Raw genomic sequence first — 25,403 nt, 5'->3', positions numbered from 1 at the left:
CGGGTCACCTCAGCTTCGGGTCGAGGGCGTCGCGGATCGCGTCGCCGAGCATGATGAAGGCCAGGACCGTCAGGGCGAGGGCGCCGGAGGGCCACAGGAGGGCGTGGGGGGCGTTGCGGACGTAGGGGGAGGCGGCGGAGATGTCGATGCCCCAGGAGACCGTGGGGGGCTTCAGACCGACGCCCAGGTAGGAGAGCGTGGCCTCCAGGGCGATGTACGTGCCGAGCGCGATGGTCGCGACGACGATCACCGGAGCCACCGCGTTCGGCGCGATGTGGCGCAGGAGGATGCGGGAGGAGGAGGCGCCCAGCGCGCGGGCCGCCTGGACGTAGTCGTGCTGTTTCGCCGTGATCACCGAGCCGCGGGCGATCCGGGAGATCTGGGGCCAGCCGAGCAGCACCATGAAGCCGATGACCGGCCAGACGGTGTCGCCGGTGACCACGGAGAGCAGCACCAGGCCGCCGAGGACCACGGGGATCGCGAAGAAGACGTCCGTGATCCGGGAGAGGACCGCGTCGCCCGCGCCACCGAAGAAGCCCGCGAGGCCGCCCAGGACGCTGCCGAGGACGGCGACCCCGAGGGTGGCGAGGACGCCGACCGTGACGGACGTACGGGCGCCGTAGACCGTGCGGGTGTAGACGTCGCAGCCCTGGCCGTCGTAACCGAAGGGGTGGCCCGGGCCCGAGCCCTCCTGGGCGTGGGCGAGGTCGCACTTCAGGGGGCTCTCCCAGGTGATGGCCGAGGGCCACAGGGAGATGAACAGCAGGAAGAGGATGATCAGGGAGGAGGCCAGGAAGACCGGGTTGCGGCGCAGGTCGCGCCAGGCGTCGGACCAGAGGGAGCGGGGCCGGCCCGTGGCACCGGTGGTGGGGGCCTTCTCCAGCGGCAGCGGCTGCCCCACCGTCAGCCCCGGCGCCGCGATCTCGCCCTCGGGCTCCAGTTCAGGCATAGCGGATCCTCGGGTCGAGTACGGCGTACAGAAGGTCGACGAGCAGATTGGTGACCAGGAAGACCAGCACGAGGACGGTGACGAAGCCGACCACGGTCTGGGTGTTCTGGCGGAGGATCCCCTGGTAGAGCTGGTAGCCGACGCCGTGGACGTTGAAGATGCGCTCGGTGACGATCGCGCCGCCCATCAGGAACCCGATGTCCGCGCCGATGAAGGTGATCACGGGGATGAGGGAGTTGCGCAGGAGGTGGCGGGTGACGACCCGGTGGCGCGGCAGTCCCTTGGCGACGGCCGTGCGGACGTAGTCGGCGCGCCGGTTCTCGGCGATCGAGGTCCGGGTCAGCCGGGTGACGTACGCCAGGGAGACCGAGGCCAGGACCAGGCCCGGCACGATCAGCTCGCCGAAGGCGGCCTGCGGGGACACGGACGGTCTGATCCAGCCCCACTCGACGCCGAGCAGCAGCTGGAGCAGCAGACCGGTGACGAAGGTGGGCACGGAGATCACCACGAGGGTGGCCAGCAGGACCCCGGTGTCGACGGGGCGGCCCCGGCGCATCCCGGTGATCACGCCGAGGGTGATCCCGATGACGATCTCGAAGAGGATCGCGACGACCGTGAGCCGTGCGGTGACGGGGAAGGCCGTCGCCATCAGCTCGGTGACCGGCTGCCCGTTGAACGCCGTACCGAAGTCTCCGGTGAAGACGTTCCCCATGTAGGTCAGGTACTGCTGCCAGACGGGCCGGTCGAGGCCGAACTCCTGCTTGAGCCGGGCGGTCGTCGCCGCGTCGCACTGCCGTTCGCCGCACAGGCCCGCGACGGGGTCGCCCATGACGTTCACCATGAGGAAGATCAGCAGCGTCGCCCCGAGGAACACGGGCGCCATCTGCAGCAGCCGCCGTACGACGTACCGCCCCATGGCGGGTCAGCCGACCTTGATGTCGGTGTAGACGGGGACGGAGAACGGGTTGAGCCGGACGTCGGAGAGGCGTTCCCCGTAGCCGCCCGTGCCGTTCTGGTACCAGAGCGGGATGGCCGCCATGTCGTCCCGGACGACCTCCTCGGCCTGCTGGAACAGCGCCACGGCCTTGGCGGGGTCGGTCTCGGCGTTGGCCCGGTCGACGAGCCCGTCGAACTCCTTGTTGGACCACTTGCCGTCGTTGGAGGGGGCGTTGGTGTAGTAGAGCGGCTGGAGGAAGTTCTGGATGAGCGGGTAGTCCATCTGCCAGCCGGCCCGGAAGGGGCCGCTCAGCTTCTGCTTGGTGGTCTTGTTCCGGTAGTCGGCGAAGGTGCCGATCGGGCTGCCGGCGCAGGCCCGGTCGTCGCCCAGGACGTTGTTGATGGAGTTGCAGACGGCGTCGACCCACTGCTTGTGGGAGCCGGCGTCCGCGTTGTACGTGATCTTCACCTGTCCGCCGGGCAGTCCGCCGCCCTGCTGGATCAGCTCCTTGGCCCGGGCCGGGTCGTAGGTGCACCACTCGCCGCACAGCCCCTTGCTGTCACCGCCCTTGATCCCGAGGACCGGTGACGTCCAGTCCGTCGCCGGGACGCGGGTGCTCTGGTAGATCGTCCTGGTGATCCGGTCGCGGTCGATGGCCATGGACAGCCCCTTGCGGACCTTGTCCATGCCGGGCTTGGCCCACGCCTCGTCGTAGTAGGGGAAGGCGATGGTCTGGATGATGCCGGCGGGCTGGTTGAGGTACCGGCCGCCGAGGTCGCCGGGGGCGTTCTTGAGCTGGGCGGCGGGCACGTCATCGGTGAGGTCGAGGTTGCCGGCCAGCAGGTCGGTGTAGGCGGTGTTGGGGTCGGTGTAGACCTTCAGGGTCACCCCGCCGTTGCGCGCCTTGTCCGCGCCGGGGTAGTCGTCCCGTCGGACGAGGTTCATCTGCGCGCCCCGGGTGTACGAGGCGATCGTGTAGGGCCCGTTGCCGACGGGCTTCTTCAGCCAGGCCTCGTGGTCGTCGAAGAACGCCCGGGGCAGCGGCGAGAAGACGGCGTAGCCGAGGGTGTCGGGGAAGGAGGAGAACTTCTGGCTGAGGCGCACGGTGAAGGTGCGGTCGTCGACGACCTTCAGTCCGGACAGGGTGTCGGCGCTCTGTTTCCCCGTCTCCGGGTGGATCCGGTCGTATCCCTCGATGTACTTGAAGAACTCGGCCGCTTTCTGCGCGTTCTTCAGGCTCGCCCCGTAGTTCCAGGCGTCGACGAAGGAGCGGGCGGTCACCTTCTCGCCGTCGCTGAACGTCCAGCCGTCCTTCAGGGTGACCGTGAAGTTCTGCGAGTCCGGTGTCTCGATGCTCTGGGCCAGCATGTTCTGCGCCTGGGCGGTCTCGGGGTCGTACCGCTTCAGGCCGCGGAAGATCATGTCGAGGACCTTGCCGCCCTGCACCTCGTTGGTGTTGGCGGGCTCCAGCGGGTTCTGCGGGTCGCCCCAGGACGAGGTGAGGACCTCGCTCGTGTCGCCGCCGCCGCTTCCTCCGCCTCCGCACGCCGTGGCGGCGAGCATCGTCAGCGCCGCGCATACGGCCCGTCCCGCGTGCATGCCTCGACCCATGGGATGCCTCCTCGTGGCTGCGCGCCGTAGGCCCTGACGCCTTGATCCCTTACCAGTCAATATCGCCACATCGGAAATTCTGCGCACTTTCACCCCACCCGTACGGGTTCCTTCGGGGGCGGCGGGAGGCAGGAAACCCGTTCAGCCCGACTCCACAGCACCTCCAGTGGTACGTTATTAGGTACCACTCATTCACTGGGGGTCAGTCGATGTCGATAACCGCGAGCGAGGCCCGCAAGGCTCTCTTCCCTCTGATCAAGAAGGTCAACGACGACCACGAGGCCATCGAGATCGTCTCGAAGCACGGCAACGCCGTACTCGTCTCCGCCGAGGACTACGCGGCGTTGCGCGAGGGGTCGTACCTGCTGCGCTCTCCGGCGAATGCGCGGCGGCTGCTCAAGGCGTACGAGAACGCGCTGGCTCACATCAATGTGTCGGAGCGCGAGCTGATCGATCCGGATGCGGCAGACCCCGCAGCGGGTGTCGAGTGAGGCTTGTCTTCGAGGATCAGGGCTGGGAGGACTACACGTCCTGGCTCAAGAACGACCGCAAGATGCTCGCCCGGATCAACAGGCTGATCGAGGACATCAGGCGGGACCCCTTCACGGGGATCGGCAAGCCCGAACCGCTCAAGTACCATCTGCCCGGCGCATGGTCTCGGCGGATCGACGACGAGCACCGGCTCGTCTACCTGGTGACGGACCAGGAGATCGTCATCCTCGCCGCCCGGTACCACTACTGACGGTGTCCACAGCGGCACTCAGACACCGGCGACCAGCTCGGTCTCGAATCCGTCAGTGTTCTCCAGATAGGCGGCGTAGTGGTCCGGGCCGCCCGCGTGCGGGTAGCGGTCCGGGAAGAGCGGGGTCCAGCCGTGGGACGGGGCCTCGCGGGCCAGCGCGTCGACCTGCGCCCGGCTTCCGGCGTGGAACGCCAGGTGGTTGAGGCCCGGGCGCAGCCGGTCGTGGCCGGTGGCCGCGCGCAGTGCGGGGGACTCCTCGACCACGACGTAGAGCGTGCCCTGGCGCCAGCTGCGGCCGCGGTCCCACTCCTGGTACGGCTCGTAGCCGAGCCTCCCCAGCAGCCAGCCCCACTCGTGGACCGCTCTGGCCAGGTCCGGGACCCACAGTTCGATGTGATGAAGCATCGGCGTCCTTTCCGGGACAGCACGAAAGCCCGGCACCTCCGCGTGAGGTGCCGGGCTTCGTGGGTTCGTCACGCCGCGTGCACGACGTCCTTCTCCTCGGCGAAGTGGCAGGCCGACTCATGGGCCGCCGGGGTGTCCTCGCCCCGGAAGCGCTCCGGTACGGCGAGCACCGGGACCTCGGTCGAGCACTTGTCCTGCGCCTTCCAGCACCGGGTGCGGAAGCGGCAGCCGGACGGCGGGTTCGCCGGCGAGGGGACGTCACCGGTGAGGATGATCCGGTCGCGGCCCTCACGGGCCTCCGGGTCCGGCACCGGGACCGCCGACAGCAGCGCCTGGGTGTAGGGGTGCGTCGGGTGGTCGTAGATCTGCTCGTCGGAGCCGATCTCGGCGATCTTGCCGAGGTACATGACCCCGACCCGGTCCGAGATGTGCCGGACGATCGACAGGTCGTGCGCGATGAAGATGTAGGAGAGGTTGAACTCGTCCTGCAGTCGCTCCATCAGGTTGATGACCTGGGCCTGGACGGACACGTCCAGCGCGGAGACCGGCTCGTCGCAGATGATGATCTCGGGGTTGAGGGCCAGGCCGCGGGCGATGCCGATGCGCTGGCGCTGACCGCCCGAGAACTGGTGCGGGTAGCGGTTGATGTACTCCGGGTTGAGACCCACGACGTCCAGGAGCTCCTGGACCTTCCGGCGCCGGTCGCCCTTGGGGGCCACCTCCGGGTGGATGTCGAAGGGCTCGCCGATGATGTCACCGACCGTCATCCTCGGGTTGAGCGAGGTGTACGGGTCCTGGAACACCATCTGGATGTTGCGGCGGACCGCCTTCAGGGCGCGACCGGACAGCTTGGTGATGTCCTGGCCCTTGTAGAAGATCTCGCCGGCGGTGGCCCGCTCCAGGTTCATCAGCAGCTTGGCGACCGTGGACTTGCCGCAGCCGGACTCGCCCACGATGCCCAGGGTCTCGCCCTGGTACAGGTCGAAGGAGACCCCGTCGACGGCCTTGACCGCGCCGATCTGCTTCTTGAACAGGATGCCCTGGGTGAGCGGGAAGTGCTTCACCAGGTTGCGCACCTGGAGGATCGGCTCACCGCGGTCCACCGGCGCCTCGATCGCGGCGACCGCCTCCGACTCGGAGTGGACGTCGGCGGTCTCCACCTCGGAGACGTTCGGCGTGGTCTCCTGCTCGTCGTTCTTGCTGAGCTCAGCCATGGATCGTCTCCTTCCAGAAGTGGCACGCCGAACCCCGGCCGACCAGTTCGGTCCCGTCCTGCTCGGTCACCGGCACCAGCGCCGGGATGTCCGTGCGGCAGATGTCCTGCGCCTTGGGGCAGCGCGGGTTGAAGGCGCAGCCGGTGGGGATCCGCAGCAGGTTGGGCGGCAGACCCTTGATCGCGAACAGCTCCTGGCCCTTCTGGTCCAGGCGCGGGATCGAGTCCAGCAGACCGCGCGTGTAGGGGTGCGCGGGACGCTTGTAGAGCTCGTGCACGGGGGCACGCTCCACGATCCGGCCCGCGTACATCACCGCGATCTTGTCCGCGACGTCGGCGACCACGCCGAGGTCGTGGGTGATCAGGATCAGACCCATGTTGTACTCGCGCTGGAGCTCTGCGAGCAGATCCATGACCTGGGCCTGGACCGTCACGTCGAGGGCCGTGGTGGGCTCGTCGGCGATGATCAGGTCCGGCTCCAGGGCCATCGCCATGGCGATCATGATGCGCTGACGCATACCGCCGGAGAACTGGTGGGGGTAGTCACTCACCCGGGCCGCGGCGGCCGGGATCTTGACCTTGTCCATCAGCTCGATCGACTTGGCCCGGGCCTCCTTCTTGGAGAGGCCCTGGTGCACCCGGAACATCTCGCCGAGCTGGTAGCCGACGGAGAGCACGGGATTGAGCGAGCTGAGCGCGTCCTGGAAGATCATGGCGATCCGCCGGCCGCGGATGCGCCGGCGCTCCTCGGCGGACATCTTCAGCATGTCCTGGCCGCGGAAGAGGATCTCGCCCTGCGGGATCCGGGCCGGCGGCATGTCGAGGATGCCCATGATCGCCTGCGCGGTCACGGACTTGCCGGAGCCGGACTCGCCGAGGACGGCGAGGGTCTCGCCGGCTTTGACGCTGTAGTTGACGCCGTTGACCGCCTTGGCCACACCCTCCCGGGTGTGGAACTCGACGTGCAGGTCACGTACTTCGAGCAGCGGCCCGTCGTCGCCCTCGCGGGGCGCCGGTACCGCGGCTGTGTCTTCGATGATGGTCACGTACGCCTCCCTCAGCGCAGCTTCGGGTCGAGGGCGTCGCGGACCGCGTCGCCGAGCATGATGAACGCGAGCACCGTGATGCTCAGCACCGCACTGGGGTAGAACAAGACATGGGGTGCGGTACGGATGACCGTCTGTCCAGACGAAATGTCATTGCCCCAGGAAACCGCGCTGTCCGGAAGGCCGATGCCGAGGAAGGACAGGGTCGCCTCAGTCGCGATGTAGCCGCCCAGCGCGATGGTGGAGACCACGATGACGGGGGCGAGCGCGTTCGGAAGGATGTGCCGGAGCATGATCCGCCACGTTCCGGCGCCGAGTGCCCGTGCCGCCTGCACGAAGTCCTGCTCCTTGACCGTGATCACGGATCCACGCATGACGCGTGCGATCTGTGTCCAGCCCAGGAACACGAGCGCGACCACCACGGACCACACGGTGCGGTGCGTGAACGAGTTGAGGACGACGATCGAACCGAGCAGCAGAGGAATGCCGAAGAACACGTCCGTCAGACGTGACAGCAGGGAGTCCACCCAGCCGCCGTAATACCCCGCGATCATGCCGAAGAGACTGCCGAGGACGGCAACACCGAGCGTCGTGCAGATACCGACGATGATCGAGGCGCGCGCGCCGTAGACGACGCGGGCGTAGATGCTGCGGCCCTGGCCGTCGTATCCGAACCAGTCCGCCTGGAAGAAGTGGGTGAACTGCGGCTTCCCCAGGTAATGGTTGGCGAGGTCGGCGTACTTCGGATCTGTTCCGGTGAACAGGCCCGGAGCGATCGCGATGGCCACCAGCAGCAGGATGAGCGCCGAGGACACGACGAAGACGGGGTTGCGCCTCAGATCGCTCCAGGCGTCGGACCAGAGGCTGCGCGGTTTGTCCAGCTCGGCGGTCACAGCGGGAACCGTCTCGACGGCGCCGTCCTCCGCAGTCTTGGACTTGAGAGCCTCAGGCATAACGGATCCTCGGGTCAAGAACGGCGTACAGCAGGTCGACTGCGAGACTGGACACCAGGTAGACGATCACCAGCACGGTGACGATGCCGACGACCATGGCGTTGTCCGACTGGTTGATCGACCGGTAGAGCTCGTTGCCGATTCCATGCACATTGAAGATGCCCTCGGTGACGATGGCGCCGCCCATCAGGGCGCCCAGGTCGGTACCGAGGAAGGTGACGACTGGAATCAACGAGTTGCGCAACAGGTGGACACCGATCACACGGCGGCGAGGAAGTCCCTTGGCCACCGCGGTGCGAACGTAATCGGCGCGGATGTTCTCCGCGATCGAGGTACGGCTCAGCCGGGCGATGTATGCGAAGGACAGGGATCCCAGCACGATGCCGGGCAGCACCAGCTGCGAGATGTCGTTGGAGTCCTGGACGGTGGGGGTCACCCAGCCCAGCTGGTTGCCGAACACCGTCTGGAAGACATAGCCCAGAACGAAGATCGGAATGGACGTCAGCAGCAGGGTGACCGCAAGCACGAACTTGTCTGAGAGCCGACCGCGGTTGAGGCCGGAGAGGAGGCCCAGGGAGATACCGACCACGATTTCAATGGTGAAGGCGACCAAGGCCAGCCGGATGGTCACCGGGAAGACCTCGGACATGACATCCAGGACCTTGCGGCCGGTCACGAAGCTGGTGCCGAAGTTCCCTGAGAAAACGTTGCTGATGTAGTGCCAGTACTGCGCGAGCACCGGTCGGTCGAACCAGTACTCGTGCCGGAGGCGCGCCATCGCCTGCGGATCCGCAGGTCTGTCGCCCCACAACGCCCGGACTGGGTCGCCGGGCAGGGAGTACACCATCAGAAAGATGAGCAGAGTGGTCCCGAAGAACACCGGGATCATCTGGAGCAGTCGCCTCGCGACATAGCGCCCCATCGAGCCTCCATTGTCAGCCGCTGTGGTGGTCGCCCCGCCGCTCCTCGTAGGGCTTTCCGGACAGGCGCCACTCGCGAACGGTGGGCGCCCGCGGTGAAACGCGGGCGCCCAGTGGATCGACCGTTGCGGCCTTTACTTCTTGAACACCTCGACGTCGGCATACACCGGCTTGCCGAAGGTGTCGTAGCTGACGTTCTTGACGTTGGCCGAGTAGCCGGCGTTCGTCTTGTAGTACCAGAGCGGGATGGCCGGCATGTCGTCGTACAGGGCCTTCTCGGCGTCCTGGTACAGCTTCACCGACTCATCGAGCGTGGCGGCCTTGTCGGCCTTTGCTGCGAGCTCGTCGAACGTCTTGTTCGAGTAGCCGCCCTCGTTGCCGGCCGCAGTGCTGCCGTAGAGGTCCTTGAGGAAGTTGGCGTTCAGCGGGTAGTCCTGCACCCAGCCCGAGCGGTAGAGGCTCTGGACCTTCTTCTTGGTACGGACGTCCAGCGCGGTCTTGAAGTCCGCCTTCGCGTCGCCCTCGCACTTGACGCCCGTGTTCTGGGTGATGTTGGCGCAGACCGCCGTCACCCATTCCTTGTGGCCGCCGTCGGCGTTGTAGAGGACGGTGATCGACGCGTTGGCACCGCCCGCCTCCGTCACCAGCTGCTTGGCCTTGGCCGGGTCGTACGTGCAGGCCTCACCACAGGCGTCGGCGAGGTAGCCCTTGACGGCCGGCGGTACGAAGCCCGTCGCGGGCGTGCGCGAACCGGCAAGCACCTTCTCGGTGATCGTCTTCCTGTCGATGGCCATCGACAGGCCCTTGATGAACTTGCCTCGGTCCTTCAGGCCCTTGATCGTCGGAGCGTACTCGGCGACGGCGATCGTCTGGATCGCGTTCTGGGGAGCGTCAACGGCGCGCTTGCCGAGGTCCTGGTGGTACTTGGCCATGTCGCTCGGCGCGACCTGGTCGAGGACGTCCAGGTTGTTGGACACGGCGTCCTGGTACGCGGCCTCGGAGGTCGTGTAGAACTTGAAGTTGATGCCGCCGTTCTTCGGCTTCTGGCCCGCGTACTTGGCGTAGGTCTTCGTCAGGAAGTTCTGGTTGTGGTTCCACTTGACGAACTCGTACGGGCCGTTGCCGATGGGCTCCTCGCCGTACTTCTTCGGGTTCGTGTAGAAGACCTTGGGCAGCGGGTAGAAGGCGCTGTAGCCCAGCTTGTAGGTCCAGTACGGAGCGGGGTTGGCCAGCTCGACCTTGATCGTGTAGTCGTCGGGGGTCGTCAGACCGGACATCTTGTCGGTCTTCGGGTCACCCTTTTCCGGGTGAACGTCGGTGTAGCCCTTGATGTCCGCGAACCACGAGGCGTTCTGCTGAGCGTTCTTCGAGTCTGCGCCCCAGTTCCACGCGTCGACGAAGGAGTGCGCGGTGACCTTCTCGCCGTTGTGGAAGGTCCAGCCCTGCTTGACCTTGATGGTGTAGTGGCTGGCGTCGTCCTGGGTGATGGACTCGGCAACGAGGTTCTCGAGGGCGCCCGTCTTCGGGTTGTAGTCGGCGAGACCGCTGAAGAGGGCGTCGGTGATGTGGCCACCACCGGTTTCCATGACGTTGGCCGGCTGAATGGGGTGCTGCGGCTCGTTGCTCTGGTAGCTGAAGACCCCGTTGGGGTCGACCTTCCCCGAGCCCTCGTTGCCCGAGCTGTCGCCCCCACCTCCACAGGCCGTCGCACCCAGCGCCACAACCGCGGCTATCGCAACCCACTTGGCGCTCTTGGCACCACGCATGGGGCTCCTCCTCATGAGTCCATTGGTTCACCACATGGGGGAGCACATGACACCACCGTCACCGGTGCCTGAAACAGTCAGGTGCCCCCTTGCTCGTGAGTCGGTGCCGCCAGCAGCGCGCCCCGTTCATCCGAGCTCTACGCGCCTAACTATCTGCCATGGGACATGCCCGAGCCACACCCCTAAGGTCTCGGTTCGATCACACCTGCCACCTACTTCTTCCAAAATCCGGACAAACAGTTTGCAGAAAGATCCCTGCGAAACGGACTTGTTACACAAGTATCGACACTGACTGTCCGTATAGCGGACGGTCTCGACGAAAAACTAGTTGCGCTCGACCCGTGGAGGTGATCTCTCGACACAGGGAGGGAACAAATGGTGACGGACCCTGCCCAGGCGCCCGCACATTTCAGCAACCCTAGCGGCACGGCGCCGCAGGAGCGATCGAGTCGACCCCCCACAAAGACTTCATAGGGAAAACCCTGCGTGCTCCTGACCATCTCTGCCCGCCAACCCGGACCCGGGCACGGCCGCGGCCGGACCTCCACAGAGAGGCCCGGCCGCAGTCACCGCTTATGGCAAGGGAGTTGGGTCAGCAGTAGCCCCGCTTGGCCGCGAGCTTGACAGTGCCGCTCGCCGGCCTCTCGGTGCACTTGACCGCACCCTCGGCCTGGATGTTCCAGCTGTGCGCCTTGCCGTAGCCGACCTTCGTCCAGCCCGTGCCCCGGGCGTTGCAGGTCTTGGCCTTGTAGTAGCCGGAGGCCTTCTTGACGCCACTGAAGACCACGTACGCGCCCGGCTTGTTGAAGTTGTAGGTGACCGACTCGCTCGTCTCCTTGGTCTTCTCACCGGCCTTGGTCAGGGTCCCGGAGACATGGGCGTCCATGCTGGAGATCACCCAGCTGGCCGAGTAGCTGCCTCCGGCGGTGACCTCGCGCCCGGACGTGACCGTCTTGCGGTAGGTCGCCGTCTTCGTGTACGTCCCCGTGCTGCTTGCCGGGATGTTGATCTGCTTCGCGTGGGTGACGATCCACCCGCTGCTCAGGTTGGTCCAGGTGGCGCTCTTGTAACCCGGCTCGCACACAGTCGGCACTGCGTTGGCCGCGCTCACCGGGCCAAGCACCACGATCGAGGCCGTGGCCAGGCCGGTGGCAGCCGCTATCGACATGAACTTCTTGTTCACTGGTGTTCCCCGTTTCCTCATGCGCGCCCCGCATGTACAGAGCCCGCACCCCGTTGCCCCGCCGTACTTGACGGAGCCAGGACAAACTACTCCCTCGTAATTACAGGCCCTCAAGGGACTTGAGGGAAATCTGAGGGAAGAACCGGTGACTGCCGGGTGACCCCGGAGGCCTTCCCCCGCAATGCCCCGTACCATGGGGTGAGGCCGTGGCATGTCAAGCCCGGCAGGGCCCGCGTCACACAGACGTACACGGACGACGGGCCTTCCTCACACTCCGGGAGAACGCCGCTTTATGGCCACGCGCCACGACATCCGCAACGTCGCCATCGTCGCCCACGTCGACCACGGCAAGACGACCCTCGTCGACGCCATGCTGAAGCAGGCCGGTGCCTTCGCGGCGCACGCGGCCGAGTCGCTCGACGACCGAATGATGGACTCGAACGACCTGGAGCGTGAGAAGGGCATCACGATCCTGGCCAAGAACACGGCCGTGAAATACCACCCGAAGGATGGCGGCGACGTCATCACCATCAACATCATCGACACCCCGGGCCACGCCGACTTCGGTGGCGAGGTCGAGCGCGGTCTGTCGATGGTGGACGCGGTGGTGCTGCTCGTCGACGCCTCCGAGGGCCCGCTGCCGCAGACCCGGTTCGTGCTCCGCAAGGCGCTCCAGCAGCGCCTGCCCGTCATCCTGTGCATCAACAAGACGGACCGCCCGGACTCGCGCATCGACGAGGTCGTCAACGAGACCTACGACCTCTTCCTCGACCTGGACGCCGACGAGGACCAGATCGAGTTCCCGATCGTCTACGCGTGCGCGCGGGACGGCGTGGCCTCGCTGACCAAGCCGGAGGACGGCACCGTCCCGGCCGACAGCGACAGCCTGGAGCCGTTCTTCTCCACAATCCTCTCCCACGTCCCGGCCCCGGAGTACGACGAGGCGGCCCCGCTCCAGGCGCACGTCACCAACCTGGACGCCGACAACTTCCTCGGCCGTATCGCGCTGCTCCGCGTCGAGCAGGGCGAGCTGCGCAAGGGCCAGACCGTCACCTGGATCAAGCGTGACGGCACGATGGCGAACGTGCGCATCACCGAGCTGCTGATGACCGAGGCGCTCACCCGCAAGCCCGCCGAGAAGGCCGGCCCGGGCGACATCTGCGCCGTCGCCGGTATCTCGGACATCATGATCGGTGAGACCCTCGCCGACACCGAGAACCCGATCCCGCTGCCGCTGATCACGGTCGACGAGCCGGCGATCTCGATGGTCATCGGTACGAACACCTCGCCGATGGTCGGTCGCGGCGGCTCCGGCAAGGGCGCCGACGCGAAGGCCGCCGTCAAGGACCGCAAGGTCACCGCCCGCCAGGTCAAGGACCGCCTCGACCGCGAGCTGATCGGCAACGTCTCCCTGCGGGTGCTCGACACCGAGCGTCCGGACGCCTGGGAGGTCCAGGGCCGTGGTGAGCTGGCGCTCGCCATCCTGGTCGAGCAGATGCGCCGTGAGGGCTTCGAGCTGACCATCGGCAAGCCGCAGGTCGTCACGAAGGAGGTCGACGGCAAGACGTACGAGCCGGTCGAGCGCATGACGATCGACGTGCCCGAGGAGCACATGGGCGCGGTCACGCAGCTCATGGGCGTCCGCAAGGGCCGGATGGACAACATGTCCAACCACGGCTCGGGCTGGGTCCGCATGGAGTTCGTCGTGCCGTCCCGCGGTCTCATCGGCTTCCGTACCGAGTTCCTGACGCAGACCCGCGGCACGGGCATCGGGCACTCCATCCACGAGGGCCACGAGCCCTGGTTCGGCGTCCTGCAGACCCGTAACAACGGCTCCCTGGTCGCCGACCGCTCCGGTTCCGTCACCGCCTTCGCGATGACGAACCTCCAGGAGCGCGGCGTGCTGTTCACGGACCCCGGCACCGAGGTGTACGAGGGCATGATCGTCGGTGAGAACTCCCGCTCCGACGACATGGACGTCAACATCACCAAGGAGAAGAAGCTCACGAACATGCGGTCGTCCTCGGCCGACTCGTTCGAGGCCATCGTGCCGCCGCGCAAGCTCTCCCTGGAGCAGTCGCTGGAGTTCTGCCGTGACGACGAGTGCGTCGAGGTGACCCCGGAGGCCGTCCGCATCCGCAAGGTGGTCCTGGACGCCCGCGAGCGCGCCCGTACCGCGAGCCGCGCCAAGCACGGCTGACCCCGGTCGAGCAACAGTGTGACGCCCGTGCCACACGGCACGGGCGTCAGCCTTTCTCGTGGGCGAGGCCGGGGCGGAGTCAGGATCCCGACGATGTGCTCGGAACCGGTGTCACACCCTGCTTCAGGAAGCCCATGTCCTCGTACACCGGCGTCTGGAAGCCGAAGGCGCCCGCGTTGACGACGTTCTTGCGGGCGGCGGTGAGCTGGGGGCGCTGGTAGAGGGGGATCGAGGCGGCCGCCGCCCAGATACGGGAGTCCGCCTTGCGGATCAGGGAGCGCTCCTCGTCGGCGTCCAGGGTGGTGATCGCGCGGTCGAAGAGCTGGTCGACCTGGTCGGTGCCGACGCGGGTGTAGTTCTGCTCGACGCTCAGCGAGCCGTCGGCGGCCGGCACGGGCTTGGCGTAGATCGGGCGGGCGTCGGTGGCCGGGAACGCGGTCGCGGGCCAGGAGTAGAGCGCGAGGTCGTACTCGCCGGAGGCGATGTGGTCCTTGAAGTAGCTCTCGTCCGGGACCTTGACGGTCTCCGTGCGGATGCCGACCTTGCCCAGCATCTTCGTGATCCGCGCGGCGACCGTGCGCAGCGGCTCCGAGCCCGCCCCGGACGGCACCACGAACCGCAGCGACAGCGCCTTGCCGTCCTTGGCCAGCGCCCCGGCGGCGGCTTCCGCCGGGGCGCGGGTGCCCTTGGGGGCGTAGGCGCCGGGGGCGCCCTGCCGCTGGTGCTTGTACCGGGTGCCCTCCTGCGCGAGCTGCCGGTCGTCCGCGTCGTGGCCCTTGTCGTCCTCCCCGACGATGTACGCCCCCTCGGAGCCGCCCTGCGACTTCTCGTCGTCGGACCCCTCGTCCCCGGAATCTTCCTCGCCGGCCTCTTCCTTCTCGCCCTTCTCGCCGGCGGCCTCCTTCTCGCCCTTCGCCCCCGCCGCCTTCTCGCCCTTCTTCTCCTCCTTGACCGGCCCCCCGGCCACCCACCCGGCGTCCGTGAGCAGCGCCTGCGCCTCCGCCGTGTCCTGGCCGCCGAGCGCCCCGCTGTTGTCGGCGTACGCCTCCTGCCCGGAGAGCGCGAGATGGCTGCCGACCGGCACCGCGGGCAGCCCCAGCGGCCTGAGCACCAGCTCGGCCAGGACCTTGCGGTCCAGCGCCCGGGCCACGGCCCGCCGCACCCGCTCGTCCGCGAGCGGCCCGTCCGCGCCGTTGAGCGCCAGCTGGGTGTACGCCGGCTCCAGGGAGCGCCGTACCTCGAAGTCCTTCAGCGCCTTCTGCTGGCGCTCCCACTTCGCGATCGCCTTGCGCAGCTTCGCGCGGGCCTGTGTCTCGTGCTCCGCCGTCTCCTCGTCGGAGCCGTGCGCGAGCGCCCAGGAGCGCAGGGTCTTCGCGGCGGTGCGCCCGGCGCCGGGTCCGGCGAGCGGCCCGGCCGCCGATCCCCTGGCCGCGCCCTCGATGCGCTGTGCGTCGGCGGCGTCGATCTCGGCCAGCTCGATCTTCCCGGCGGCCAGTGCGGCGGCCCGCTCCGTGCGGGGCACGGCCGTGAGCTGGATCTCGGAGAGCTTGGCCGGCTCCCCCCACCAGCGCGGGTTGCGGGTGAGCCGGACCTGGGCCTTCTTGCGGTCGACCTTCTTCACCAGGAACGGACCGGCCGTCACCTTCAGCGTGCGCCGCGCCCCGTCGTTGAACGAGGTGGGCGTGCCCATGACGTCCTTCGGGTACAGCGGCGAGAACAGCGACTGCCAGTCGGAGTAGGGGCGGGCGAAGGTGACCCGGACCTCGAGGTCGTCGTCGCCGCGCTCGATCTTCTCGATGCGGTCGTAGCCGGCGTTGCGCGCGGTCCAGTACGCGCTGTCCTTGCCGGACAGGGCGCGCCACTGGGCGGCGAAGTCCGCGGCGCCGATCTCCCGGCCGTCGCTCCACACCGCCTGCTGGTTCAGCTTGTACAGCACGACCTGCTTGGGCTCGGTGTCGACGACCTTCGCGGACTCCAGGTAGTCGGGGTTGCGCCGGGCCCGTCCGTTCGCGTCGATCCGGTACATCGACGGCAGGACGGCCTGGGCCACCCGGGTCGTCGTGGCGTCGGCGTCCGACTGGAAGGTGTTGAAGGTCTCCGGGACCGCGTCCACCGCCCAGTGCAGCGTGCCCCCGTCGGCGACCATGGCCCGGGCGGCCGGGGCGACGTCCTGGCGGGCCAGCGGCTTTCCGGCCTCGTCGCTGTCGCCGCAGCCGGCCAGCAGCGGCACCGCGAGCACACCCGCCGCGAGGAAGGCGACCGAGCGCATGACCGCGCGCAGTCCGACGCCGTCGTAGGGCTTCGACATCTCTGGTACCTCCGGGGAGCCGCTTCCGGTGCGTTCTGATCACATTTGGCGGTATTTTGGAGTTGATCAGATCTACGGTCTGGTCTACGGCTCACTGAAGAGGAAAGGGTTCGCCTGCCGGGGGCGACACGGCGGCGGGGGCTCGCAGCCCCACTCGTGCGGAGCAATGCACGCCCTCCGCATCCGCCAATCGCTGCACACGCCTTCACATCGACAGGTGTGACGCGCAACACTCGCAGGCGCACATGAACGTTGCCGTCCAGGGCACAGCCGCCCACGGAAGCGAGGTCACGTCATGTCCGTGCACGACGACCTGACTACGGTCCAGCGCTGTCTCGACGACCTCTCACGGTCCGTCGGCCGTCTGGAGCAGCAGCTCGGCAGCGGCGGCCTGGAGATGCGCCGCGTCCGCGCCGACGCCGACCACCTCCGGGAGAGCGTCGCGCTGCTGCGTGAGACCGCCTCGGGCCCCACGGCCCCGCCGGTCCCGCAGAAGCAGCAGCTCCTCACCATCCCGGACACCCCCTACGACGACTCCCTGTGGATCGACACGGACGACGAGGGACTCGGCGCCCGGGACCGGCACGCCCCCTGAGACCCCCTCCGACCCGACACCGACCGGAGTCCTGCGTTGGCCACTGGTACGGAACCTCCCTCCACGGAACCCCATCCCCCGGGCGGCGTACGCGGCGCCGGACGCGCCGCGATCGCCGCCCCCCATCTGCGGACCGACCGCTGGTGGCTGGCGCCCGCCGCCACCGCCGCCGGTCTGCTGGCGTTCATCGCCTACTCGACCTGGCGGGCCTTCGCGAACGCCGACTACTACGCGGCGCCGTACGTCTCGCCGTTCTACTCCCCCTGTCTGGCGGAGAACTGCAAGCCCATGCACGCCGGGCCCAACGCGGAGATCTTCGGCGGCTGGTGGGGCATCTCGCCCGCGATCATCATCCTGATCTTCCCGCTGGGCTTCCGCCTGACCTGCTACTACTACCGCAAGGCCTACTACCGGGGCTTCTGGGCCTCGCCCCCGGCCTGCGCGGTGGCCGAGCCGCACACGAAGTACACCGGTGAGACCCGCTTCCCGCTGATCCTGCAGAACATCCACCGGTACTTCTTCTACGCCGCGATCGTCGTCGCCGGGATCCTGACCTACGACACCGTGCTCTCCTTCCGCGACGAGCACTACCGCTGGGGCCACATGGGCCTCGGCACCCTGGTCTTCCTGGTCAACATCACCCTGATCTGGGCGTACACGATCTCCTGCCACTCCTGCCGGCACATCGTGGGCGGCAAGCTCAAGCACTTCTCCCGGCATCCGGTGCGGTACAGGGCGTGGCAGTTCGTCGGCCGGCTCAACGCCCGGCACATGCTGCTCGCCTGGGCGTCGCTGGTGAGCGTGGCGGTCGCCGACTTCTACGTGTACCTGGTCGCATCCGGCGCTTTCGACGATCCGAGGTTCTTCTGATGAGCGTGGTCGACCGGCAGCAGTGGGACGTCGTGGTCGTGGGCGCCGGTGGCGCCGGGCTGCGCGCCGCCGTCGAGGCCCGGGAGCGCGGCGCCCGTACGGCCGTGATCTGCAAGTCGCTGTTCGGCAAGGCGCACACCGTGATGGCCGAGGGCGGCATCGCGGCCGCGATGGCCAACGCCAACGAGCACGACAACTGGCAGGTCCACTTCCGCGACACCATGCGCGGCGGCAAGTTCCTCAACCAGTGGCGGATGGCCGAGCTGCACGCGCAGGAGGCCCCGGACCGGGTGTGGGAGCTGGAGACCTGGGGCGCCCTGTTCGACCGTACGAAGGACGGGCGGATCTCCCAGCGCAACTTCGGCGGCCACGAGTACCCGCGCCTCGCGCACGTCGGCGACCGCACCGGCCTGGAGCTGATCCGCACGCTCCAGCAGAAGATCGTCGCGCTCCAGCAGGAGGACTTCCGCGAGACCGGCGACTACGAGTCCCGGCTGAAGGTCTTCCAGGAGTGCACGGTGACCCGGGTCCTGAAGGACGGCTCGCGGGTCAGCGGGGTCTTCGCCTACGAACGGGAGACCGGCCGTTTCTTCGTCCTGGAGGCGCCGGCCGTGGTGATCGCCACCGGCGGGATCGGCAAGTCCTTCAAGGTGACGTCGAACTCGTGGGAGTACACGGGCGACGGCCACGCGCTGGCGCTGCTCGCGGGCGCGCCCCTGCTGAACATGGAGTTCGTGCAGTTCCACCCCACCGGCATGGTCTGGCCGCCGTCGGTGAAGGGCATCCTGGTCACCGAGTCGGTGCGCGGCGACGGCGGGGTGCTCAGGAACTCCGAGGGCAAGCGGTTCATGTTCGACTACGTCCCGGACGTCTTCAAGGAGAAGTACGCCGAGTCGGAGGAGGAGGGCGACCGCTGGTACGAGGACCCGGACCACAACCGGCGCCCACCGGAACTCCTCCCCCGCGACGAGGTGGCCCGGGCCATCAACGCCGAGGTGAAGGCGGGCCGGGGCTCCCCGCACGGCGGTGTCTTCCTCGACGTCTCCACCCGGATGCCCGCCGAGACGATCAAGCGCCGGCTGCCGTCGATGTACCACCAGTTCAAGGAGCTGGCCGACGTCGACATCACCGCCGAGGCCATGGAGGTCGGGCCGACCTGCCACTACGTCATGGGCGGCATCGCGGTCGACTCCGACACCGCCGCCGCCCGTGGCGTACCGGGGCTGTTCGCGGCCGGTGAGGTGGCCGGCGGGATGCACGGCTCCAACCGGCTCGGCGGGAACTCCCTGTCCGACCTGCTGGTCTTCGGCCGCCGGGCCGGGCTGCACGCGGCAGAGTACGCGGCGGGGGCGGACGTACGGCCCCCCGTGCACGACGCGGACCTCGCGGTGGCCGAGGAGGAGGCCCTGCGGCCGTTCTCCGGCGACTCCGCCGAGAACCCGTACACCCTCCATCACGAACTCCAGCAGGCCATGAACGACCTGGTGGGCATCATCCGCCGGCAGGGCGAGATGGAACAGGCCCTGGAGCGGCTCGCGGAGCTGCGGGTACGGGCCGCGCGCGCCGGGGTCGAGGGCCACCGCCAGTTCAACCCGGGCTGGCATCTCGCCCTGGACCTGCGGAACATGCTGCTGGTCAGCGAGTGCGTGGCCCGTGCCGCCCTGGAGCGCACCGAGTCGCGCGGCGGCCACACCCGTGAGGACCACCCGGCGATGGAACGGACCTGGCGCAACGTCAACCTGCTGTGCCGGCTCACCGACGACGTGACCGGCGTCGCCCTCACCCGGGAGACCACCGATCCCATCCGCCCGGACCTGCTCGCCCTGTTCGAGAAGGAGGAGCTGGTCAAGTACCTCGCCGAAGAGGAGCTGTACGAGTGAGCAGCTACGAGGCCCGCTTCAAGGTGTGGCGGGGTGATGTGGGCGGCGGGGGTCTGCAGGACTTCGCGGTCGAGGTCAACGACGGCGAGGTGGTGCTGGACATCATCCACCGCCTCCAGGCCACCCAGGCCCCCGATCTCGCCGTCCGCTGGAACTGCAAGGCGGGCAAGTGCGGTTCGTGCTCGGCGGAGATCAACGGGCGGCCCCGGCTGCTGTGCATGACCCGCATGTCGGTGTTCGACCGGGCCGAGACCATCACCGTGACCCCCCTGCGCGCCTTCCCGGTGGTCCGCGACCTGGTGACGGACGTCGGCTTCAACTACCACAAGGCGCGCGAGGTCCCGGCGTTCGTGCCGCCCGAGGGGGTCGGGCCGGGCGAGTACCGGATGTTCCAGGAGGACGTGGACCGGTCGCAGGAGTTCCGCAAGTGCATCGAGTGCTTCCTGTGCCAGGACACCTGCCATGTGGTGCGCGACCACGAGGAGAACAAGACGGCCTTCGCCGGCCCGCGCTTCCTGATGCGGGTGGCCGAGCTGGACATGCACCCCCTGGACGCAGCGGAGGAGAGCGGCCTGGACCGCAGGAAGACGGCCCAGGACGAACACGGCCTCGGCTACTGCAACATCACCAAGTGCTGCACGGAGGTCTGCCCCGAAGGCATCAAGATCACCGACAACGCGCTGATCCCGCTGAAAGAACGGGCGGTCGACCGCAAGTACGACCCGCTGGTGTGGCTGGGGTCGAAGATCAGGAGGCGCTCGTCCTCGTAGACGGCCGGGGCAGGGGCCCCGGGCGCCGGGCGTACGACTGGAGCGCCAGGCCCGCCAGGTTCAGCCCCATGCCGACGAGCGGAAGGTTGCGGTGCAGGTGGGGCGTGCTGTTCAGCGGGCCGAGGAACAGGAAGGCCGTCAGTCCGAACGCGCTGAGCAGCACGCCGACCCCCCACAGCCGCGGCCGCTCCTCGATGCCGGTGAACCGAGGGGTCCACCCCGTGGTGACGGCCACCAGGCCGATCACCGCCATGCCCGCCACGCAGACCATGCCGACGCCCATCAGAACCGCGAACATGGCGGTCATGATCCCAGGATCACGAGCACCTGCAAGAGATTTGACTCGGCGATGGCGCGCATCGGGCCGGGATTTGGGAAATCGCCGTCGAGCAGGCGCAACGGGCCCGCGACGAGGGAGAGATGCATGGCCAGCCGGTAGAACGCCAGCCGGTCCTCGTCGAGTTCGGACCCGGGTCGGCGCAGGACCTCGTAGTGCCGGCCGAAGCGCAGCGCGAGGAAGACGTGTTCGTGCTCGACGTCGAAGTACATCAGGCCCTCGATGTCGATGAGCACCGGTGCGCCCGCCGGGGTCACCAGGACGTGGTCGGGCCCGAGTTCGCCGTGGATCAGGGTGTGCCGGTCGCGCGGCCGGACGGCGGCGGCGAGCGTCCGGACGCGCTCGTCGATCCCCTCGCCGATCGCGCCGAGCCGGGGATCCCGCCGGGCGGCCTCGGCCGCGTCGCGCAGGGCGCCGTCGAGGACGACGTCGACGCACGAGGTGCCGTGCGAGCTGCCGCCCGCGTCGACGACGGCCACCTTCCCGTACCGGGGTCCCCGGCAGGCGTGCAGTGCGCGCAGCTCCCCGGCCAGCCGCTCGAGGACCGCGGCCGCCGTCTCCGGCTCCCGCGCCAGCGCCTCCTCCAGGCTGCCGCCGCTTACGTCCTCCACGACGGCCGCGTCCGCCGGGAGGTGCCGGCCGGTGCGGTCGGCGAGCAGCAGGCGGGGGGTGCGGACCCCGGCGGCCGTCAGCCGGTCGTGGGCGGCGGTGAAGAGGTCGAGGCTGGTGGCGGGCGAGAAGGGGCGGCGTGGGTCGGGGGCCGGGGTGCGGCTCCCGTGGTCCCAGTAGTCCTCCTCGGGCGACCAGACATAGGCGATCGCCGTCGAGTCGTCGTCGTACGTCAGCCGGTAGGCGCCCTTCTTGCTGCCGCCGGTCAGCCGGGTGGCGCCGGCGAGCGTGCGATGGCCGCCGGAGGCGGCGCGGGCGAGGGGGGCGAGGTCGGCGGCGGTGAGGTGCTGTCGTCTGCGGGTCACCGGGTCCAGTGTGGCCCGCATGGACTCACCGGCCCCAGCCGTTTTCGTACGCCGCCCAGTCCGTCTCCGTCGCCGTGAAGTCCACGTACGCCGCCACCCCGAAGTTCGCGCGGTCGGCGTCGGTCCGGGACAGTCCGAGCCGCACGCCCCGGACGGCGGCGGCGACGGTCTCGGCGTGCGCCCAGTGACCGAAGCGGTTCTCCCGGTAGAAGGGCAGCCCCATCAGCAGGTCGGTGGAGGACGGGGTGACCTCCAGGGCGAGGGAGGTCTGCTGGGCGACGTAACCGCCGTACGTGCTCTCCAGCGGCTGCATGGTGTCGTACGACATCACGGCGATCTGGTCGACCCGGCGGGCCACCTGCCCGAAGAACCGCTGGGACCACCACTTGGGGTGGCCGGTGGTCGCGCCCCAGAAGGAGTGGAAGCCGGGGACGGGGTCGATCTGGTGGGCGGCGACGGAGAGTGGGACGTCGCGTGAGCCGGTGACCTCGTGGAGCGCGTCGAGGAGGGCGAGGTAGTTCCGGTCACCCGAGTGCAGGGGCTCCAGGTCGAAGTGGGCGCCCTCGAAACCGGCGGCGAGGATCTCGCGGGTGGACCGCACGACGGCGGCCCGGGTCGCCGCCCGCTCCAGCCGCATGCCGTCCGGGCTCTCACTGGCGAGCCTGTCCCCCAGCCAGGCCTGCACCCGCACACCGGGCGCCTCCCGGTGCAGAGCGGCGATGAACCAGGCCGCCCTCGGGTAGGCGGAGGCGGGCAGCGTCCCGTCGTGTTCGAGGGGACCGGCGTGGACGTACAGGTCATGGATCCCGGTGCCGCGCAGCCGCTCGGCGAGCGCCTCGACGTCGGCGTCGCCCTTCCGCCCGTCGACCCAGGCGTGCCCCAGCCAGAAGGCGTCCTTGCCTCTGGTGCGGGTGCCGTCGGCCGGGTCGCCGAGGTAGTTGATGCCGAGGGCGGCCTGGGAGACGAGGACCGGGGAGAGGAGAAGCAGGACGACGGCGAGGACGAGGACGAGGCGCCGACGGCGGCGCCGGGGCTTCACGGGTGCCGGCGCTTGAGCTTGCGCCGGTGCTTGCGCTTGCGCTTCCGCCGGTGCTTGCGCCCGCGCTTCCTCCTCCCGGCGGCGCTCTTCCTCCCCCTGAGGTGCCTCGGTGTCCATCCCCGTTCCCCCTTCCGTGGTCCCCCGTCCCACCGGCCCCGCCTCGGGTGTATCCCGCTCGCGTGGCCGCATTCACGGCCATACGCTCCGAAATGTGACGTCATCCATGCATCGAGGCCGCCGGCGTGCCAGATCGCACATACCCGTGCGGGTGGCGCATGCCGTGCTGGGCGGTGCGGCCGGGGTCGTGTGGCTGGTGTTGCCGGGGATGACGCCGGGAGGCGATCCGCCGGTTGCGATCAAGGAGCCGCGGCCGGTCGTGAGCGCGGTGGCCGTGACACGGGACCCCCCGCGACCACAGACGGCCGAGGACGACGAGACGTCCGTCGCGGATCTCATCCTGCCCCTGGTCGCGGTCGGCGCGGTGGGCGCGGTCGCGGCGTACGGCTACATACGCCGGGTGCGGCGGGCACGCGAGCGGACGACCCCCGGCGGGGTGACCGGCCCCCCGGCCGTGAGTGCGGAGCCGTCGCTCGCCGGGCCGGACGCGGAGGCGTGTGCGGCCCTGGTCCGCGCCGACGACCGACTCCGCGTGGCCCGCGCCGAACTCGGCTTCGTGCGGGGGCTCCTCGGGTCGGCGGCCGTCACGCCGTTCACGCGTGCGCTGAGCGAGGCCGAGGGCGAACTGGCCGCCGCCTTCCGGATGCGGCAGCGGTACGACGAGGGCGTACCGGAGGAGGAGGCGCCCCGGCGGCACGCGCTCGCGGGGATGATCGGCCGGTGCGAGGAGGCCGGCCGCCGACTGGACGCCGTGGCGCAGGACTTCAGCCGTCTGCGGGACCCGGACCGGGCCCTCCCCTACGCGGAGGCCCGCTTCCGTGACCTGACCGGCCACACCGCCGCGGCCCAGACCCTCCTCACCGCCCTCTCGACGCGGTACGCCCCCACCGCCACCTCCGCCGTCACCGGCGCGGTCGAACAGGCCAAGGACCGGCTGCTGTTCGCGACCTCCAGGCTCAACCTCGCCCGCCAGGAACTCTTCTCCGGCCGCACGGAGGCCGCGACCCTCCAACTGAACGCCGCCGAGGCCGCCGTGGCCCAGGCGGCCGTCTTCGTCGAGGGCGTCGACCGCACGGCCGCCGAACTGCGGGACGCCGAGGAGACCGTCCCGGCGGCGCTCACCGGCGCGGAGGCGGAACTGTCGACGGTACGCCGGCACACCTTCCGCGAGGACGAGCCGCATCCCCGGCTCCTCAACGCCGACGCCGTCCTGGCCTCCGTACGCCAGGAGGTGACGTCGAACCGGCCGTACGACCCCCTGGGCGCCCTGCGCCGGATCGTACGGGCGACCGCGCCGCTCGCCTCGGGGCGGGCCGGGGTGCTGCCGGCCGCCGCGCTGTCCGTGGCCCGCGCCGCGACCGCCGCCGCGGACGACTTCGTCACCACGCACCGGGGTGCGGTGGGCGCCGCCGCCCGCACCCGGCTGGCGGAGGCGCGGCGCCTGCTCGCGGGCGGAGCGCCGGCGGATGCGGAGCGGGCGGACGAACTGGCGCTGGAGGCAAGGGAACTGGCGGAGCGGGATGTGCGGTTGCAGGGCAATCCGGCGTCCGCCGCACCGATCGGACAGCCGCAGACGGACGGCTCCGCCGGGGCGGTCCTCGGCGGGATCCTCCCGGGAGAGACCTCCGCCGAGCACGGCGAACACCCGCCGACGGGCTTTGGCGGGCTCTAGTACTCCAGCGGGACCTTGAACCGCTTCCAAGTGCGGGAAAATCGGTGGCAGTTGTAGCGAACTGGTGACGGTCCCGAGGCTGCGTCAGCCCCCTTTATATGATGATCTGATTCTTGTCGCGAGTTATCGGCGGGACAGGTCGGACACACGGGGGTGTGAGAGGCGTGATCAAGCCGGAGGAGATTCCGCAGTTCACCGGCGATCTGTTCCAACTGGAGCTGGATCATGCCGCGTTGAAGAAGGACGCGGGGAACGTCCGGACCACGGGCAGTGATGTGGACGCCCGGTTCCAGGGTCTGTCGGCGTTCTATCGCGCGCCGGAGGCGGAGCAGCTGTTCGCGACGACGAAGCCGGTGAAGACCAGGGCGGACGATTTCGCGACGGACCTGGAGACGGTGTCGTCCGCCCTGTCGTCGTATGCGACGGAGATCCGCCCCCTCGTCTCGAAGCTGCTGGAGCTGAAGACGAAGGCGACCACGTTCGTCGCGTCGGTGAAGGACGACGACGAGTGGGAGTACGACGAGGACAAGGTCGACGAGCACAACCAGCTGCGGGACGACATCACGGCGACGGTGGCCGCGTTCTGGGCGGCGGAGCGGACCTGCCACAACAAGATCACGGGGATCTGGGGCGGGACCCAGATGGTGGCGGGCGACGGCTCGGACCGTAAGGACCAGTACGGCTTCAACGCCGAGGATTTGAAGAACGCGAAGCTTCCCTGGGGTGACCCGGTGGAGGAGAAGCACCACTGGTACGAGGTCGGCCACTGGGTGAAGTCCTTCGTCTGGGACGGCCTGATCGTGGACGGCATCTGGGGCACCATCAAGGGCCTGGGCACGCTGGTCGGCTTCGGCGGCTGGGACGCGATGGGCCAGGCGTGGAAGGGCCTCGCGCAGCTCGCGACCGGTCTCGCGCT

The 25,403-nt window shown here is 69.0% G+C and carries 22 protein-coding genes and 1 pseudogene; 9 read left to right on the top strand and 14 right to left on the bottom strand.

Features of this window, described 5'->3' with window-relative positions; all coding sequences use genetic code 11:
• Window positions 1–4 precede the first annotated feature (4 nt).
• Genes ABZ464_RS47725 through ABZ464_RS47715 form a run of 3 tightly spaced genes read right to left on the bottom strand, consistent with a single transcriptional unit; the run spans window position 5 to window position 3,497 of the window.
• Window positions 5–949, bottom strand: a complete 945-nt coding sequence (locus ABZ464_RS47725) for an ABC transporter permease (protein ID WP_359288408.1) — start codon at window positions 947–949, stop codon at window positions 5–7.
• On the bottom strand, window positions 942–1,865 hold the full coding sequence (locus tag ABZ464_RS47720) for an ABC transporter permease (protein ID WP_359288406.1): 924 nt from the start codon (window positions 1,863–1,865) through the stop codon (window positions 942–944). Before ABZ464_RS47720 ends, ABZ464_RS47725 begins: the two co-directional genes overlap by 8 nt.
• Window positions 1,866–1,871: 6 nt before the next feature.
• Window positions 1,872–3,497 carry an ABC transporter substrate-binding protein gene (locus ABZ464_RS47715; RefSeq protein ID WP_359288404.1) on the bottom strand — a complete coding sequence of 542 codons (1,626 nt, stop codon included), beginning with the start codon at window positions 3,495–3,497 and terminating at the stop codon, window positions 1,872–1,874.
• 209 nt (window positions 3,498–3,706) lie between these two features.
• Here ABZ464_RS47715 and ABZ464_RS47710 point away from each other — a divergent pair, with 209 nt between their 5' ends.
• Window positions 3,707–3,988: a type II toxin-antitoxin system prevent-host-death family antitoxin gene (locus tag ABZ464_RS47710; protein WP_359288402.1), complete on the top strand. Its 282-nt coding sequence runs from the start codon at window positions 3,707–3,709 to the stop codon at window positions 3,986–3,988.
• Entirely contained in the window at window positions 3,985–4,239 is a 255-nt protein-coding gene (locus ABZ464_RS47705; protein ID WP_359288400.1) for a Txe/YoeB family addiction module toxin, read from the top strand. The genes ABZ464_RS47710 and ABZ464_RS47705 overlap by 4 nt, the downstream gene beginning before the upstream one ends.
• An 18-nt stretch (window positions 4,240–4,257) precedes the next feature.
• On the opposite strand, the gene ABZ464_RS47700 is transcribed toward ABZ464_RS47705, so the two are convergent.
• From ABZ464_RS47700 to ABZ464_RS47670, 7 genes are all read right to left on the bottom strand, one after another.
• Window positions 4,258–4,644 (bottom strand): VOC family protein, encoded by a 387-nt coding sequence (locus tag ABZ464_RS47700; RefSeq protein ID WP_359288398.1) that lies wholly within the window; start codon window positions 4,642–4,644, stop codon window positions 4,258–4,260.
• 68 nt (window positions 4,645–4,712) lie between these two features.
• Window positions 4,713–5,858 carry a dipeptide ABC transporter ATP-binding protein gene (locus tag ABZ464_RS47695; protein ID WP_359288396.1) on the bottom strand — a complete coding sequence of 382 codons (1,146 nt, stop codon included), beginning with the start codon at window positions 5,856–5,858 and terminating at the stop codon, window positions 4,713–4,715.
• Window positions 5,851–6,903 carry an ABC transporter ATP-binding protein gene (locus ABZ464_RS47690; protein ID WP_359288394.1) on the bottom strand — a complete coding sequence of 351 codons (1,053 nt, stop codon included), beginning with the start codon at window positions 6,901–6,903 and terminating at the stop codon, window positions 5,851–5,853. Before ABZ464_RS47690 ends, ABZ464_RS47695 begins: the two co-directional genes overlap by 8 nt.
• Before the next feature lie 11 nt (window positions 6,904–6,914).
• Window positions 6,915–7,856 (bottom strand): ABC transporter permease, encoded by a 942-nt coding sequence (locus ABZ464_RS47685; RefSeq protein ID WP_359288392.1) that lies wholly within the window; start codon window positions 7,854–7,856, stop codon window positions 6,915–6,917.
• Window positions 7,849–8,778 (bottom strand): ABC transporter permease, encoded by a 930-nt coding sequence (locus ABZ464_RS47680; RefSeq protein ID WP_359288390.1) that lies wholly within the window; start codon window positions 8,776–8,778, stop codon window positions 7,849–7,851. Before ABZ464_RS47680 ends, ABZ464_RS47685 begins: the two co-directional genes overlap by 8 nt.
• Before the next feature lie 132 nt (window positions 8,779–8,910).
• The gene (locus ABZ464_RS47675; protein WP_359288388.1) at window positions 8,911–10,542 is read right to left on the bottom strand and encodes an ABC transporter substrate-binding protein; all 1,632 of its coding nucleotides are present in this window, start codon (window positions 10,540–10,542) and stop codon (window positions 8,911–8,913) included.
• Window positions 10,543–11,134: 592 nt separating this feature from the next.
• Window positions 11,135–11,725, bottom strand: coding sequence for a hypothetical protein (locus ABZ464_RS47670; RefSeq protein ID WP_359288386.1), 591 nt, complete (start codon window positions 11,723–11,725; stop codon window positions 11,135–11,137).
• Between the two features lie 292 nt (window positions 11,726–12,017).
• On the opposite strand from ABZ464_RS47670, the gene typA reads away from it, so the two are divergent.
• Window positions 12,018–13,925 carry a translational GTPase TypA gene (gene typA / locus ABZ464_RS47665; protein WP_359288384.1) on the top strand — a complete coding sequence of 636 codons (1,908 nt, stop codon included), beginning with the start codon at window positions 12,018–12,020 and terminating at the stop codon, window positions 13,923–13,925.
• A gap of 79 nt (window positions 13,926–14,004) precedes the next feature.
• Here typA and ABZ464_RS47660 read toward each other — a convergent pair whose 3' ends face one another.
• Complete coding sequence (locus ABZ464_RS47660; RefSeq protein WP_359288382.1) at window positions 14,005–16,233, bottom strand: ABC transporter family substrate-binding protein; 2,229 nt, start codon at window positions 16,231–16,233, stop codon at window positions 14,005–14,007.
• Window positions 16,234–16,528: 295 nt separating this feature from the next.
• Here ABZ464_RS47660 and ABZ464_RS47655 point away from each other — a divergent pair, with 295 nt between their 5' ends.
• The 4 genes from ABZ464_RS47655 to ABZ464_RS47640 are packed head-to-tail and all read left to right on the top strand — an operon-like array spanning window position 16,529 to window position 20,348.
• On the top strand, window positions 16,529–16,828 hold the full coding sequence (locus ABZ464_RS47655) for a hypothetical protein (RefSeq protein ID WP_055635500.1): 300 nt from the start codon (window positions 16,529–16,531) through the stop codon (window positions 16,826–16,828).
• A 36-nt stretch (window positions 16,829–16,864) separates the two neighbouring features.
• The gene (locus ABZ464_RS47650) at window positions 16,865–17,698 is read left to right on the top strand and encodes a hypothetical protein (RefSeq protein ID WP_359288380.1); all 834 of its coding nucleotides are present in this window, start codon (window positions 16,865–16,867) and stop codon (window positions 17,696–17,698) included.
• Entirely contained in the window at window positions 17,698–19,578 is a 1,881-nt protein-coding gene (locus ABZ464_RS47645) for a fumarate reductase/succinate dehydrogenase flavoprotein subunit (RefSeq protein ID WP_359288378.1), read from the top strand. Before ABZ464_RS47650 ends, ABZ464_RS47645 begins: the two co-directional genes overlap by 1 nt.
• Window positions 19,575–20,348: a succinate dehydrogenase/fumarate reductase iron-sulfur subunit gene (locus tag ABZ464_RS47640; protein WP_359288376.1), complete on the top strand. Its 774-nt coding sequence runs from the start codon at window positions 19,575–19,577 to the stop codon at window positions 20,346–20,348. The genes ABZ464_RS47645 and ABZ464_RS47640 overlap by 4 nt, the downstream gene beginning before the upstream one ends.
• Here ABZ464_RS47640 and ABZ464_RS47635 read toward each other — a convergent pair.
• Genes ABZ464_RS47635 through ABZ464_RS47625 form a run of 3 tightly spaced genes read right to left on the bottom strand, consistent with a single transcriptional unit; the run spans window position 20,326 to window position 22,887 of the window.
• Window positions 20,326–20,655 carry a hypothetical protein gene (locus ABZ464_RS47635; protein WP_359288374.1) on the bottom strand — a complete coding sequence of 110 codons (330 nt, stop codon included), beginning with the start codon at window positions 20,653–20,655 and terminating at the stop codon, window positions 20,326–20,328. The two genes, ABZ464_RS47640 and ABZ464_RS47635, sit on opposite strands and share 23 nt — an antisense overlap.
• Complete coding sequence (locus ABZ464_RS47630; protein ID WP_359288372.1) at window positions 20,652–21,659, bottom strand: phosphotransferase; 1,008 nt, start codon at window positions 21,657–21,659, stop codon at window positions 20,652–20,654. The genes ABZ464_RS47635 and ABZ464_RS47630 overlap by 4 nt, the downstream gene beginning before the upstream one ends.
• 25 nt (window positions 21,660–21,684) lie before the next feature.
• Window positions 21,685–22,887: a hypothetical protein gene (locus tag ABZ464_RS47625; protein ID WP_359288370.1), complete on the bottom strand. Its 1,203-nt coding sequence runs from the start codon at window positions 22,885–22,887 to the stop codon at window positions 21,685–21,687.
• A 187-nt stretch (window positions 22,888–23,074) separates the two neighbouring features.
• On the opposite strand from ABZ464_RS47625, the gene ABZ464_RS47620 reads away from it, so the two are divergent.
• Window positions 23,075–24,487, top strand: a complete 1,413-nt coding sequence (locus tag ABZ464_RS47620; RefSeq protein WP_359288368.1) for a hypothetical protein — start codon at window positions 23,075–23,077, stop codon at window positions 24,485–24,487.
• Window positions 24,488–24,651: 164 nt separating this feature from the next.
• Window positions 24,652–25,403: pseudogene (locus ABZ464_RS47615) on the top strand (protein phosphatase); the annotation flags it as partial.

This window comes from Streptomyces sp. NPDC005820, assembly GCF_040630255.1.
In the GTDB taxonomy this organism is placed as follows: domain Bacteria; phylum Actinomycetota; class Actinomycetes; order Streptomycetales; family Streptomycetaceae; genus Streptomyces.
The sequence above is the reverse complement of the archived record's forward strand: the minus strand, read 5'-3'. Positions and strand labels throughout refer to the sequence as shown.

Bases quoted from the DNA above. Each gene is read 5' to 3' on its own strand.
- ABZ464_RS47675 (WP_359288388.1), bottom strand. From the start codon at position 10,542: ATGCGTGGTGCCAAGAGCGCCAAGTGGGTTGCGATAGCCGCGGTTGTG.
- typA (WP_359288384.1), top strand. From the start codon at position 12,018: ATGGCCACGCGCCACGACATCCGCAACGTCGCCATCGTCGCCCACGTC.
- ABZ464_RS47680 (WP_359288390.1), bottom strand. From the start codon at position 8,778: ATGGGGCGCTATGTCGCGAGGCGACTGCTCCAGATGATCCCGGTGTTC.
- ABZ464_RS47700 (WP_359288398.1), bottom strand. From the start codon at position 4,644: ATGCTTCATCACATCGAACTGTGGGTCCCGGACCTGGCCAGAGCGGTC.
- ABZ464_RS47655 (WP_055635500.1), top strand. From the start codon at position 16,529: ATGTCCGTGCACGACGACCTGACTACGGTCCAGCGCTGTCTCGACGAC.
- ABZ464_RS47725 (WP_359288408.1), bottom strand. From the start codon at position 949: ATGCCTGAACTGGAGCCCGAGGGCGAGATCGCGGCGCCGGGGCTGACG.
- ABZ464_RS47660 (WP_359288382.1), bottom strand. From the start codon at position 16,233: ATGTCGAAGCCCTACGACGGCGTCGGACTGCGCGCGGTCATGCGCTCG.
- ABZ464_RS47720 (WP_359288406.1), bottom strand. From the start codon at position 1,865: ATGGGGCGGTACGTCGTACGGCGGCTGCTGCAGATGGCGCCCGTGTTC.
- ABZ464_RS47695 (WP_359288396.1), bottom strand. From the start codon at position 5,858: ATGGCTGAGCTCAGCAAGAACGACGAGCAGGAGACCACGCCGAACGTC.
- ABZ464_RS47715 (WP_359288404.1), bottom strand. From the start codon at position 3,497: ATGGGTCGAGGCATGCACGCGGGACGGGCCGTATGCGCGGCGCTGACG.
- ABZ464_RS47710 (WP_359288402.1), top strand. From the start codon at position 3,707: ATGTCGATAACCGCGAGCGAGGCCCGCAAGGCTCTCTTCCCTCTGATC.
- ABZ464_RS47625 (WP_359288370.1), bottom strand. From the start codon at position 22,887: ATGCGGCCACGCGAGCGGGATACACCCGAGGCGGGGCCGGTGGGACGG.
- ABZ464_RS47635 (WP_359288374.1), bottom strand. From the start codon at position 20,655: ATGACCGCCATGTTCGCGGTTCTGATGGGCGTCGGCATGGTCTGCGTG.
- ABZ464_RS47645 (WP_359288378.1), top strand. From the start codon at position 17,698: ATGAGCGTGGTCGACCGGCAGCAGTGGGACGTCGTGGTCGTGGGCGCC.
- ABZ464_RS47685 (WP_359288392.1), bottom strand. From the start codon at position 7,856: ATGCCTGAGGCTCTCAAGTCCAAGACTGCGGAGGACGGCGCCGTCGAG.